The following is a 13,128-nucleotide window of genomic DNA, read 5'->3' on the forward strand; positions in this document are numbered from 1 at the left end:
GCGACCATGAGGGAGTGCCGCCCGTGCCCGGTGAGAATCTGTCCCGCGACGAGGCCCGCGAGCGGGCCGCCCTGCTGTCCGTCGACGGGTACGACGTGTCCCTCGACCTGCGGTCCGCCGTCGGCGACGGGCAGGGCGAGCCGCGCACGTTCCGCTCGGTGACCACCGTCAGGTTCCGCTGCAACGAGCCGGGCGCGGCCAGTTTCGCCGATCTGATCGCGCCGAGCGTCACCGCCGTGTCGCTCAACGGCAAGGACCTCGACCCGGGCGAGGTCTTCGACGGCTCGCGGATCGCGCTGGAGGACCTGGCCGCCGAGAACGAGCTGGTCGTCGACGCCCAGTGCGCCTACTCCCGCACCGGCGAGGGCATGCACCGCTTCGTCGACCCCGAGGACGGCGAGGTCTACCTCTACACCCAGTACGAGCCGGCCGACTCCCGGCGCGTCTTCGCCACCTTCGAGCAGCCCGACCTCAAGGCCCCGTTCCGCTTCGAGGTGCGGGCGCCGGAGGGCTGGACGGTGTGGAGCAACGGGGCCGGTGAACTCGCCGACGGCGTCTGGCGGTTCGCGGAGACCAAGCCGATCTCGACGTACATCACCTGTGTGGTGGCGGGGCCCTACCACTATGTGACGGACACCTACGAGCGGGTCCTGGAGGACGGCACCCGGCTGGAGATCCCGCTCGGCGCGATATGCCGCAAGGGCCTCGCCCCCCACTTCGACCCCGACGACGTCTTCCTGATCACCAAGCAGGGCCTGGACTTCTTCCACGACCACTTCGACTACCCGTACCCGTTCGGGAAGTACGACCAGGCGTTCGTGCCGGAGTACAACCTCGGCGCGATGGAGAACCCGGGCCTGGTGACCTTCCGCGAGGAGTACGTGTTCCGCGGCAAGGTGACCCGCGCCTCGTACGAGGGCCGGGCCAACGTCGTCCTGCACGAGATGGCGCACATGTGGTTCGGCGACCTCGTGACCATGGAGTGGTGGGACGACCTGTGGCTCAAGGAGTCCTTCGCGGACTTCATGGGCGCGTTCGCGCTGGTCGGCGCCACCCGCTTCGAGGACGGCTGGATCACCTTCGCCAACCGCCGCAAGGCGTGGGCCTATCGCGCGGACCAGCTGCCCTCCACCCACCCGATCACGGCCGACATCCGCGACCTCCAGGACGCCAAGCTCAACTTCGACGGCATCACGTACGCCAAGGGCGCCTCGGTGCTCAAGCAGCTCGTCGCGTACGCCGGGCAGGACGCCTTCCTGGAGGGCGCCCGCCGCTACTTCAAGCGCCACGCGTACGGCAACACCCGGCTGGGTGACCTGCTGTCGGTCCTGGAGGAGACCAGCGGGCGGGACATGGCGGCCTGGGCGGGCTCCTGGCTCCAGACGGCCGGGGTGAACTCGCTGACCCCGCAGGTGCTGCTGGACGCCGAGGGCCGGGTGGCCGAGCTGGCCGTGCTCCAGGAGGCACCCGAGTCCCACCCGCGGCTGCGCCCGCACCGGGTGGCGGTCGGTCTGTACCGCCGCGGCGGGTCCGGCGAGCTGACGCGGTACGCCCGTGTGGAGGCCGACGTCGACGGGCCGCGCACCCTGGTGCCCGAGCTGGCCGGCGCCGAGGCGCCCGAACTGGTCCTGGTCAACGACGACGACCTCACGTACTGCAAGACCCGCCTCGACGAGACCTCGCTGGCCACCCTGCGCGAGCACCTGGGCGCGGTGACCGACCCGCTGGCCCGCGCCCTGTGCTGGTCCGCGCTGTGGAACCTGACCCGGGACGCGCTGCTGCCCGCGCGGGACTTCATCGACCTGGTGCTGCGCCACTCGGGCCGCGAGTCGGACATCGGCGTGCTCCAGATGCTGCACGCCTGGGCCGGCTCGGCGCTGGTGCACTACGCGGCCCCCGAGTGGCGGCCGACCGGTGAGCCGCTGCTCGCGCGGGGCGCGCTGGACGAGCTGCGGCGGGCCGAGCCGGGCGGCGAACACCAGCTCGCATGGGCCCGGTTCTTCGCGGTGGTGGCGTCGGACGAGTCCGACTTCCGGCTGCTGAAGGGGCTGCTGGAGGGCACGGAGAAGATCGACGGGCTGGACGTGGACCAGGAGCTGCGCTGGGCGTTCCTGGAGCCGCTGGCCGCGCACGGCATGGCGGACGAGGCGGACCTCGCGGCGGAGCTGGCCCGCGACGACACCGCCTCCGGCCGGCGCCACCAGGTCCGCTGTCTGGCCGCCCGGCCCTCCGCGGCGGTCAAGGCGCAGGCGTGGGCGCAGGTGGTGGAGTCCGACACGCTGTCGAACGCGCTGGTGGAGGCGACCATCGCGGGCTTCGACCAGCCCTCGCAGCGGGAGCTGACGGCGCCGTACACGGAGAAGTACTTCGCGGTGATCGAGCGGGTGTGGGCCGGGCGTTCCATCCAGATCGGCATGGACGTGGTGCGCGGGCTGTTCCCGGTGCACCAGGACAGCCCGGCGACGCTGGACGCGGCGGACGCCTGGCTCACGGCGCACGAGGGGGCCGCACCGGCGCTGCGCCGGCTGGTCCTGGAGGCGCGGGACGATCTGGCGCGGGCGCTGCGGGCGCAGGAGTGCGACGCCACCTCTGGCCAATGATCGGCCGCTCCGCGACCGTTACGGAATACGCGCATTAGGAGCCGTGACCCCTGGTCCGCACCCGAGGGGACCAGGGGTTTTCGCTGCCCGCTCGGCATCCGAACACCCGTCCTTTAGTACCGTCCTGTCCGCATTCGTCGACGAGCGTGTAACAGCGGTTAACGGGCCGATCCGGGGCGGGAATCTGGAGGCCATGAACCACAACACCCCGCTCTCCCCCCGCCCCTCGCACGCCCTCGCCGACGCCTGCCGCCGGGTTCTGACCACGGGCCAGCTGCGCTCCCACGGTGTCTCGACGGCCGAGCTGAACGAACGGTGCCGCCCCGGCGGGCCCTGGCAGCAGATCCTCCCCCACGTGATCCTGCTGCACCCCGGCCCGCCGACCGGCGAGGAGCGGCTGCACGCGGCGCTGCTGTACGCGGTGCGCGAGCCGGGGCCCGCCGTGCCCACCCAGTCACGGCCGCAGGGCCCGCCCCCGCCGGCGTACTCCGAGGCGATGGTCACCGGTCTGGCCGCGCTGGCCCTGCACGGCTTCGCCGCGGCGCCGCCGCTGCCCGCGCTGGACCGGATCGACGTGCTGGTCCCCCGGCCGCGGCGGCTGCGCTCGGCGAGTTCCGTGCGCGTCGTCCGCACCCCGGACCTGCCGGCCCCGCGCCTGATCGCGGGCGTTCCGGTGGCCCCGGTGCCGCGCGCCCTGGCCGACGCGGTGGCGGAGCTGACGGACGCGGTCGCCGTACGCCGGCTGCTGACCGAGGCCGTGCGCGGCGGCCACTGCGAACCGGCCGCCGTGGTACGGGAGTTGACCCAGGCCAAGCTGCTGGCGCGGCCGTACGTGGTGGACGCGGTGGACTCGCTGGTGGCGGAGGGGCGGGCGCGGGCGGAGAACCACCTGTACCGGATGGTGCGCGAGTTCGGTCTGCCCGACCCGGTCTGGAACGTGGACCTGCGGCTGCCGGGCGGCCCGCACCTGGGCGGGCTCGACGCCTACTGGCCCGAGGAGGCGGTGGCGGTGGAGCTGGACACGCGCGCGCCCCGGCAGGACGGGGACCCGCCGTGGTCGGAGCACGCGCGCAGGCGGGAGTACCTGGAGCGGCTGGGCATCACGGTCGTCCACGTCACGCCGAAGAAGCTGCGCGAGTCGATGGAGCAGCAGGCGGCGGTGGTCCGTACGGCCCTGATGGCGTCGGTGGACCGGGAGCCCGCCGCCCATGTGGTGGTGGTGCCCAGGTAGCGGCGGATCAGAGGCCGGGCTCACCCTCTCCCGCGCCGCCCTCGCCGACGCCGAGGAGCGGGCCCCCGTGCGCCGGCCCTGTGTGCGCGGCGTGGACGCGGTCGAGCAGGTCCGCGTACGCGGCGATCATGCGCGTACGGCTGAAGCGTTCGCGGGCGGACTCCAGGGCGGGGGCCAGTTCCGCGCGGCCGGCGATCGCCGCCGACCAGGCCAGGGCGACGGCGCCCGGGTCCGGCGGGGTGACGAAGCCGTGGCCCGTGACGATGGCCGCGCTGTCGCCGACGTCGGTGGTCACCGGGACGGCGCCGCACATCATGCCCTCGATGAGGCACAGGGGCGCGGCCTCCCCGCTGGAGGAGGTGAGCGCGACGACGTCGGAGGCGGCGTAGACGGCCTCCATGTCGCCGCGGACCCCGAGCAGATGGATCCGCCCGGCCAGGTCCGGGTCCCCGTCGAGGGCGATCTCGATGTCCGCCCACAGCGCGGGGTTGGTGTCCGTCATGCCGGCACCGCACATCAGCACGTGCCCGCCGCCCTCGCGGCCGAGCCAGAGGCGTGCCGCCCGCAGGAACAGGGAGACGTTCTTCATCTCGGCGTAGCGGGCCGCGAAGACGATCACGGGGGCCGCGGCCGGGATGCGGAGCGAGGCGCGCAGCGCCGCGCGCGCCGCCGGGTCCGGCCGGAAGCGCAGCAGGTCGACGCCGTTGGGTATGACGTGGAGCAGTTCGCCGGGGATGCCGGCGGCCCGGTAGGCGTCGCGGGTGGACTCGGCGCAGCACACGCAGGCGACGACCCGGCCGTCGGCGACGGCGGCCCTCAGCTCGTCCAGCGCCGGGCCCTGGTTCTCGGGGTCGGAGCGGTGCAGGCCGACGATCACGGGCCGGCGCGGGAGTCCGGCCTGGTTGAGCAGGGCCAGCGGCTGCTCCTTGAGGGAGAGGATCACGTCGGCCGCGGCCATGGCCCGCGCGGTTCCGGCCAGTTCGGGCCCGCTGAAAACCGACGCGGCGACCGAGCCGTCGACCAGACCGGCGCTGCGGCCGAGGGAGGTGACGCCGACCCCGCCCGCGGTGAGCGCGCGGTAGCAGGCGTCGTCCTCCATCCGCTGCCGGGTGGCCTCGCGGCGCACCTCGCCGTGGATGCTGAGCACCTGGTGGGCCTGGCCGCCCTCGACCAGGCCCAGGACGACGTCACTGTGGACGATCCGGGCTCCGCCGGAGAAGAAACCCTCGTAGACCGAGAGCACACGCAGTCCGTGCCTCGTACGCACACGACCACCCGCCTTGCACAACAATCGAGCCATCCCCGTGAACAGCGGGTTAGCCGATATGAGGCGGTACGGACATTACGGGCGCATGAACCCGGTGCTTCGTTCCTGGGTCGGTTCCGTGTCCGGGATCATCGTGCGTCCCTCACCGCTTCCTGAGCACCAGTTCGGTGTTGCGGTCGACGGCTTCTCCCGCCTGCTTCAGGTTGATGCCGGGCGCGTTGCGCGCCAGCTCCCGGTACAGGGAGGCGAGGCCCGTCTGGGAGAGGTCCGCGTAGTCGGTGCGGGCCGGGGCGGCGGACTCGATCAGCGTCGTGAACAGCGACAGCGTGCCGTCCGCGTTGTCGACGAGTTCGATCACCCGGGCGAGCTGGGGGTGGTCGACGTGGGAGGCGGTGGAGACCTCCCAGAAGGAGTGGCCGTCGGGGCCGGTGTGCGGGGTGATGACGTTGCGGTGGACGTGTCCGTTCAGCCAGGCGACGACGTTGGCGTGGCCGCCGAGGACGGCCAGCACGTCGGCGCCCTGGTGCCGCTTCTCGCCGGGCCGGGCGGGGTCGGGCACGCCGTTGGTGATGGTCCTGCTGGTGTGGTGGCTGAAGACGACGGCGTAGGAGTCCGCGTTGTCGCGCAGGGTCCGGTCCAGCCACTTCAGCTGGGCGGTGCCGACGGAGCCCTCGTAGTGGCCGCCGGCGTCGGTGGTGTCCAGGCTGATGCCGATGACGTCGTCGGAGATGCGGAAGGAGTAGTACTGGGTGCCCGCGTCCAGGTTCGCCTCCGAGTAGCCGTGGCCGTCGGGGCCGGGGCCCCGGTGGGCCGGGTCCAGATGGGCCCTGAGGTACTCGGCCGCCGTGTACAGGGCCCGCCCCTCGTCGGGCGTGACGGACCGCATGTCACGGGCGTGCGCCTTGAGCAGGTCGCCGAGGGCCAGGCCCTTGGGGTCCGTGGCGTGCTTGATGGCGTACTGGACCTTCTGCGCCTCGGCCGCGGACAGGCTCATCAGCTTCTTGCCGCCGACGGCGAAGCCGGCGAGCCAGGGGTCCCCGTGGCCGTAGCACCCGATCGGCATGGCGTCGTGGTTGCCGACCGTCGAGTACCAGGGCAGGTCGAGGCCCGGGCTGCGGACCTCGCGGGTCGCGGCGGCCAGGAAGCCCGGCAGCTGCGGGAAGCCGAGCGCCTTGTCGCCGTCGCGGCCGGCGGAGTCGGGCTGCCAGTAGAGCGCGAGCCCGCTGTTCTGGACGCCCTCGTAGTGCCGCGGGTCACCGGAGTTCGGGGTGATGCGGCCCCCGCTCATCACCTTCATGTACCACTCCAGTTCGGAGCGGGCGTTGTTGTCGGTGTTGTCGCCGGTGGTCATGACGAACCGGAGCGGAGCGCCGGTGACGGGGGCGCCCCGCAGCGCGTTGACCCGCTCGACGAGCGAGACGGCACCCTGCACGGTGAGCGCCTCGTGCGGCCGCCAGGAGTGCGCGTCGTTGCAGCGCAGGTACTCGACCCGCAGGGGGTGCTGCACATCGCTCAGGTGCAGGTCGGTGAAGTGCACGAACGCCGCGAGCGCCGTACGGCGGTCGGCGCGGCCCGACCGGGCCGCGGTCAGTTCCTCGCGCACGACGCGCCGCCAGCCGGGGCCGTCGCCGAGCCGACGGTGGCCGGTGGTGTTGCGGGGCGTGGACACCGAGGCGAGGGTCGTGCCCCTGGTGTACGGGCCGAGCGGCTCGGCCGGGGCCGGGCGCGAGGAGGGCACGGGCGGTTCGGCCGCGGCCTGGCTGTCGGTGGGCCGCAGGGCGTAGCCGATGCCCGCGGAGACGGTCACCGCCCCGACGGCGGCGAGGACGGTGCGCCGGTTGACCCCCAGCGCTGAGGTGGCGACAGAGCGTATGCGCGACATGGCGCGGTCTCCCCGGGTGCGAACGCGTCGGCAGTGGCGCGGGGCGATCGCGCCTGCGAACGTCCCGCTCGCTCTGGATCGTTGGCACCGGGGGTGACCTGCGCGTGAATGGGACGGCAACGCGCGGCGCCGATCACCGTACGTGGATCACGCCGTACGCGCCGTGGCCACGGACCGGTTCGCGACCGGCCCGGGGGCGGTCACTCCGCGTTCATCTGCGGGGGTAGGGAACGGGTTCCGGGGTCCGTGCCGAGGTGTCCGTCGGCCGGGCGCTCGCGCCACAGGCGCAGGGCGGTGGCGACGAGGGCGACGTGGTTGAGGGCGGGCACCTCGGCGAGGTCGTGCCAGGCCGCGAGGTCGGTGGAGCCGCCCACCTCGTTGCGCAGTTCGCCGCCGGTGATCCGGGCCTCGTAGACGAGCCGCAGGGCGTGGTGGTCGACGGTGCGGCCGAGGCGGTGCGGGACCGCCGACCGGAAGGAGTCGACGCCGAGCAGGGCGGTCACCTCGACGCGGTAGCCGGTCTCCTCGGCGACCTCGCGGCGGACGGTGTCGTAGGGGTCCTCGCCGTGCTCCATGCCGCCGCCGGGCAGGACCCACTCGGGCGGGCCGCCGGGGACGGGGGAACGAGCGAGCAGGAACCGTCCGTCGCGGACGCACACGGCGTAGGCCGCCACCCTCAACTTCTCGCGCACACCGGGACGTTAGCCCGCCGGGGCGGTCGGCCGGGAGGCGGCACGCACCGGCGTCATGCGGCGACCGTGCGGAGGCGCCCCGGCACTGTACGCGTTCACGTCGCCGAAACATTCGACGGATGATCGGTGAAAGATCACCTTTTGGGCGCCTAAATCCCCGATGGCGCATGGCGGAAGTACGCCATGAATCCATCCCGCCACGGTCAACTCTCCCCAAACAACTTTCCCTTGGGTAAAGCTGAGCGATCGTCCGGCAGCGACATCCGGACTGCCCGTGATCAACGTGCCTTTACCTACAAGGGATGCCGATGACTCACACGCCCGACAGCGGCCCGATACCGGGCGCGAGACGCCTGGTCCGCACCGCCCTGGCCGCCGGCCTCGTGGCCGCGCTCTGCGCGGTCGGACCGATCCCCGTGGCCCTCGCCGCGAGCGGCACCGCCGCCGGCTCCGACGCCGAACCCGGCGTCAAGTCGGCCCACGACAAGCTGGGTTCGCACGACGCCGAGTTGCTCGCCGAGGCGAAGACGGCCGGCGACAAGAACGTCACCATGATGATCGCGACCGCTCCCGGACAGACCGAACAGGTCGCCGGTGAACTGAACGCGGTCGAGGGCGGCTCCGTGGGCCGCTCCTACGACGGACTCGGCTACGTCCGGGCCACCGTCCCGACGGGCAGGGCGGACGCGGCGATCGCCGCCGCCGCGAAGCTGTCCTCGGTGCACGCGATCGACCTGCGCCAGGAGATCGAGCTCGACGACCCGACCCCGGCCGCGGACACCGCCGAGGGCGCCAGGGCCGGTGCGACGGCGAAGACCTACCCCGCGCCGAACAGGAACACCCCTGCCGAGAACCCGTACAACCCGTCCTTCGAGACGGGCGCCGTCGACTTCGTGCGGGAGCATCCGAAGGCCGACGGACGCGGTGTCACCATCGGCATCCTCGACTCCGGCGTGGACCTCGGCCACCCGGCCCTCCAGCGGACCACCACGGGCGAGCGGAAGATCGTCGACTGGGTGACGGCGACCGACCCGATCGTGGACGGCGACGCGACCTGGCGTCCCCAGGTGACCCCCGTCTCCGGGCCGAGCTTCTCCTACAGCGGCCGGACCTGGACGGCGCCCGCGGGCTCGTACCAGGTCAGCCTGTTCCGCGAGTCGTACACCGTCGGCGGTGACGCGGCGGGCGACGCGAACCGGGACGGCGACACCACCGACGTGTGGGGCCTGCTGTACGACCCGGCGGCCGGCACCGTCCGCGTCGACCTGAACAACAACTCCGACTTCACCGACGACACCCCGATGAAGCCGTACAAGGACGGCTTCCAGGTCGGCTACTTCGGCACCGACGACCCGGCGACCGACGTCGTCGAGCGGCAGCCGTTCGTCGTGCAGATCCGCAAGGACGTGCCGATGGACCCGTTCGGCGGGACCTGGGTCGGCAAGAAGGCGGACTTCGTCAACATCGGTGTGATCCAGTCCGAGCACGGCACCCACGTCGCCGGCATCACCTCCGCCAACGGGCTGTTCGGCGGGCGGATGAACGGCGCGGCCCCGGGCGCGAAGATCGTCTCCTCGCGGGCCTGCACCTGGAGCGGCGGCTGCACCAACGTCGCGCTCACCGAAGGCATGATCGACCTGGTCGCGAACCGCGGCGTCGACGTCGTCAACATGTCCATCGGCGGCCTGCCGGCGCTCAACGACGGCAACAACGCGCGCGCCGAGCTGTACACGCGGCTGATCGACACCTACGGCGTCCAGCTGGTGATCTCCGCGGGCAACTCCGGCCCCGGCGCCAACACCATCGGCGACCCGGGCCTGGCCGACAAGGTCATCTCGGTCGGCGCGGGCATCTCCAAGGAGACCTGGGCCGCCGACTACGGCTCCGAGGTGACCACCAAGTACCAGCTCATGCCGTTCTCCTCGCGGGGCCCGCGTGAGGACGGCGGGTTCACGCCGACCCTCGTCGCGCCCGGCGCCGCGATCAACTCCACGCAGACCTGGCTGCCGGGCGCCCCGGTCGCCGAGGCGGGCTACACGCTGCCGGCCGGCTACTCGATGCTCCAGGGCACCTCGATGGCCTCCCCGCAGGCGGCCGGCGCGAGCGCGCTGCTGCTGAGCGCCGCCCGGCAGAAGGGCATCGAGCTCACCCCGGCCACCCTGCGCACGGCCCTCGTCTCGACGGCCGACCACATCAAGGGCGCGCAGGCCTACGAGGAGGGCGCGGGCCGCATCAACGTGGTCGACGCCTGGGAGTCGATCAAGGACGGCGCGACAGCCCACGACTACACGGTGCGGGCGCCGGTCGACACCGCGATCGACTTCGCGCTGGAGACACCCGGCTTCGGCACGGGCCTCTACGACCGCGAGGGCGGTCTGAAGGCCGGTCAGAAGAAGACGTACGACGTCACCGTCACCCGTACCTCGGGACCGGACCGGCCGGTGCGGCACGAGCTGTACCTGGCGAACAACGCCGGTGACACCTTCCGCATCCTCGGCGACGACGTGGTGGCGCTGCCGCTGAACCGGCCGGTGACGGTGAAGGTCCAGGCGGCCCCGCGCTCGGCGGGCCTCAAGAGCGCGATCCTGGAGGTCGACGACCCGCGCACGGTGGGGACCGACAAGCAGATCCTCACCACGGTCGTGGTCTCCTCGCCGGTGGACTTCACCTACTCGGCGACGGGTTCGGTGCAGCGCAACAGCACGACGTCGTACTTCGTGACCGTGCCCGAGGGCGCCACGTCGCTGGAGGTCGCGATCGACGGGCTGCGGGGCGCGAGCCAGACGCGGTTCATCGCGATCCACCCGTACGGCGTTCCCGTCGACAACACGTCGACGCCGTTCTGCTACAACAACTACCTCGACGGCAACGGCTGCCGGCCCGACGTGCGCGCGTACGCCGACCCGCAGCCCGGTGTCTGGGAGGTCGAGGTCGAGGCGCGTCGTACCTCGCCGCTGCTGGACAACCCGTACCGGCTCGGGGTCACCGTGCTGGGCGCCGTCTTCGACCCCGGGACGGTGACCGTGCCCGAGGCGAAGGTCGGCACGCCGACCGAGGCGTCCTGGAAGGTGACCAACACGTTCGCCGCGCTCACCGGGACCCTGGTCGGCGGGCCGCTCGGCTCCTCCGCGTCGGGCCGGCCGGGCATCACCGAGGGCGAGACGCGGACCACGACGGTCACCGTGCCGGCGGGCGCCACGTCGCTCGACGTCGCCATCGGGGGCGTCTCCGACCCGGCTGCGGACCTTGACCTGACGGTGTTCGACGCGAGCGGGGCGCAGGTCGCGCAGTCCGCGGACGGCGACTCCGAGGAGGCGGTGTCCGTCAACAGGCCGGCGGCGGGCACCTACACGATCGAGGTGTTCGGCTACTCGGTGCCTGCGGGCTCCACCGACTACGACTACCGGGACGTGTTCTTCTCCCCCGCGCTCGGCTCGGTCACGGTCGGCGGGAGCGCGCCGGTCGAGCTGGCCACGGGGGCGTCGGCCACGGTGAGCGGGCAGGTCACGGCGGCGGCCGAGGCGCCCGCTGGACGGGAGTTCTTCGGGCAGGTCCAACTGCTGAACGCGCACGGCACGGTGGCGGGCACGGGCAGCGTGAAGATCGAGAAGGTCACGCCGTAGGGATCGTCCACGGCGGTGGGGGCGGGCGTCCGGCACGGGCGCCCGCCCCTTTCCCGTCGGCGGCCCTCACCCCTGTGGGCAGCCCTCACCCCTGTGGGCAGCTCTCCGCCGTCTCCTTCCGTACGGCGGCCCGCCGGGCGGCGATGTCCGCCTCGCCGGTGACCCACAGGTCGGGGGTGCTGCCCCGGCTCGGCAGGGCCAGCAGGACGTGGTCGCCCTCGTGGGGGCGCGGGGCGAGGCTCCGGTCGGTGACGACCGTGACCTGCTCCGCGCCGCGGTCCGGACGGTAGTACCGGGTCACCCGCACGGTCACCCGCTCCCGTCCGTCCCCCGGACCCGCCTCGACCCGCACCACGTCCCCCTCGACCACGAGCCGCGCACACCCGCGGTCCGCCCGTCCGGCGGACTGGGCGGCACTGCTGCTGTCGGCCCGCTGCCCGCCCCCGCTCCCCCGTACGACGAGCCATCCCGTCCCCGCGATCACCGAGACGACCAGGACGGCGACGATCCCCCCGACCACCCGCGGGAACCAGGTCCGCCGGGGCTGGGGACGGAGGAGGGAGCCGGTGGCGGGTGATCGGCCGGACGCCCGAGCGGGGCCAGGAGCCGGTGCGGAGCCGTCGGACGCGGGCGCGGCGGAGTCGTGTTCGGGTGCGACGGCCGGGGCCGGGGCCGGGAGGTCGGCCAGGGTGTCGCCGATCCTGCGCACCTGGTCGCGCAGCAGCGCGAGATCGGCCGCCGCGGCCTCGTACTCGGCGAGGAACACGGGGTCGGTGCGGGCCTCGGGGGGCAGGGGCGCGTCCACGAGCGCGGCAAGGAGGGCGTCCGGGACGGCGGGGCCTCCGGCCCGGGGGGCGGCGCCGACGGTGCCGTCACTGCTGCCGGTGTCACGGACGTTGCCGGCATTGCCGGTGTTCTCGGCGCTGCCGGTATTACCGATGCCAGCAACGTTGCCGACGTTCTCGGCGCTGCCGACGTTGCCAGTGCCAGCAACGTTGCCGGCGTTGCCGGTGTTGTCGGTGTTGTCGTGTTCGGCCGGCATGTCAGACCACCTCGTCCTCGTGCAGGCGGGTGCGCAGGGCGCGGACCGCTGTGTGCAGCCTGCTCTTGACCGTGCCCTCGGGGACGCCGAGCTCCTCGGCGATCGCGCGCACCGGCAGGTCGGCGTAGAAGCGCAGCACGAGCACCTGGCGCTGGGCGTCCGGGAGCCCGTCCAGGCCCCGGGCCACGGCGAGGGACAGCAGGCTGGTGTCCTCCCCCGGGGGATGCTCCGTCTGCCGCAGCGCGGCCAGCCGCTCCCCCAGCCGTTCCTGGCGGCGCTTGGCACGGTGCCAGTCCATCGCGAGCCGGGAGGCGACGACCGCCGCCCACGCCGACACGTCCCGCGGCGCCTCGTGTCCCTTCGCGGCCCGTTCCAGCAGCCGCAGGCGGACCTGCTGCACCCCGTCCGGCAGGTCCGCCTGCGGCACGCCGCCCAGCGCGAGCACCGCCCGCACCCGGCGTTCCTGGTCCGCGTCCAGCGGATCGTCCCCGCCGCGGTCCGGCTCCCCGCCCCGGTCCGCCTCCTGGCCGCGGCGGGCCTTTCTGCGCAGCACAGCCACCCCTCCCCTCGCCGCGTTTCCCCTATGACGCCGCACGGGGTCGAAACGTTCGCCGTCGGCGGTCACCGCGGATGGCGTACGTCACATCCGGCCGGACATCCTCGTACCACCCCGCTGGACAAACCCCGCGACCGGGCCGCCCGTTCGGCACGGTTTGCGGTCCCCGGCGCGTCGCGGGCCGATATCTGCGGATCACCGTGTGCGCCGGGGGTGACGCGTGTCCCATCCCCTG

The 13,128-nt window shown here is 73.2% G+C and carries 8 protein-coding genes; 3 read left to right on the forward strand and 5 right to left on the reverse strand.

Annotated elements, in window-relative coordinates; translation table 11 throughout:
- Positions 1-23 precede the first annotated feature (23 nt).
- Both pepN and AB0F77_RS14475 read left to right on the forward strand, forming a co-directional pair.
- Positions 24-2,600 (forward strand): aminopeptidase N, encoded by a 2,577-nt coding sequence (pepN, locus tag AB0F77_RS14470; RefSeq protein WP_361946915.1) that lies wholly within the window; start codon positions 24-26, stop codon positions 2,598-2,600.
- 193 nt (positions 2,601-2,793) lie between these two features.
- Positions 2,794-3,831, forward strand: a complete 1,038-nt coding sequence (locus AB0F77_RS14475; protein WP_361946918.1) for a hypothetical protein — start codon at positions 2,794-2,796, stop codon at positions 3,829-3,831.
- Positions 3,832-3,838: 7 nt separating this feature from the next.
- Here the strand turns inward: AB0F77_RS14475 and AB0F77_RS14480 are convergent, their stop codons facing one another.
- The 3 genes from AB0F77_RS14480 to AB0F77_RS14490 all read right to left on the reverse strand — a co-directional run bounded on the left by AB0F77_RS14480 (position 3,839) and on the right by AB0F77_RS14490 (position 7,672).
- On the reverse strand, positions 3,839-5,074 hold the full coding sequence (locus AB0F77_RS14480; RefSeq protein WP_361947113.1) for a glycosyltransferase: 1,236 nt from the start codon (positions 5,072-5,074) through the stop codon (positions 3,839-3,841).
- 166 nt (positions 5,075-5,240) lie between these two features.
- Positions 5,241-6,980: a TIGR03767 family metallophosphoesterase gene (locus AB0F77_RS14485; protein WP_361946921.1), complete on the reverse strand. Its 1,740-nt coding sequence runs from the start codon at positions 6,978-6,980 to the stop codon at positions 5,241-5,243.
- A 200-nt stretch (positions 6,981-7,180) separates the two neighbouring features.
- Positions 7,181-7,672, reverse strand: coding sequence for an NUDIX hydrolase (locus AB0F77_RS14490; protein WP_361946924.1), 492 nt, complete (start codon positions 7,670-7,672; stop codon positions 7,181-7,183).
- A 308-nt stretch (positions 7,673-7,980) separates the two neighbouring features.
- Here AB0F77_RS14490 and AB0F77_RS14495 point away from each other — a divergent pair, with 308 nt between their 5' ends.
- Complete coding sequence (locus tag AB0F77_RS14495; RefSeq protein ID WP_361946927.1) at positions 7,981-11,295, forward strand: S8 family serine peptidase; 3,315 nt, start codon at positions 7,981-7,983, stop codon at positions 11,293-11,295.
- Between the two features lie 85 nt (positions 11,296-11,380).
- Here AB0F77_RS14495 and AB0F77_RS14500 read toward each other — a convergent pair whose 3' ends face one another.
- Positions 11,381-12,337 (reverse strand): hypothetical protein, encoded by a 957-nt coding sequence (locus AB0F77_RS14500; protein WP_361946930.1) that lies wholly within the window; start codon positions 12,335-12,337, stop codon positions 11,381-11,383.
- Position 12,338: 1 nt separating this feature from the next.
- Positions 12,339-12,890, reverse strand: a complete 552-nt coding sequence (locus AB0F77_RS14505; RefSeq protein WP_361946933.1) for a sigma-70 family RNA polymerase sigma factor — start codon at positions 12,888-12,890, stop codon at positions 12,339-12,341.
- Positions 12,891-13,128 lie beyond the last annotated feature (238 nt).

The sequence above is a fragment of the Streptomyces sp. NPDC026672 genome (assembly GCF_040638185.1).
Taxonomy (GTDB): Bacteria; Actinomycetota; Actinomycetes; order Streptomycetales; family Streptomycetaceae; genus Streptomyces.

Bases quoted from the DNA above. Each gene is read 5' to 3' on its own strand.
- AB0F77_RS14485 (WP_361946921.1), bottom strand. From the start codon at position 6,980: ATGTCGCGCATACGCTCTGTCGCCACCTCAGCGCTGGGGGTCAACCGG.
- AB0F77_RS14500 (WP_361946930.1), bottom strand. From the start codon at position 12,337: ATGCCGGCCGAACACGACAACACCGACAACACCGGCAACGCCGGCAAC.
- AB0F77_RS14495 (WP_361946927.1), top strand. From the start codon at position 7,981: ATGACTCACACGCCCGACAGCGGCCCGATACCGGGCGCGAGACGCCTG.
- AB0F77_RS14475 (WP_361946918.1), top strand. From the start codon at position 2,794: ATGAACCACAACACCCCGCTCTCCCCCCGCCCCTCGCACGCCCTCGCC.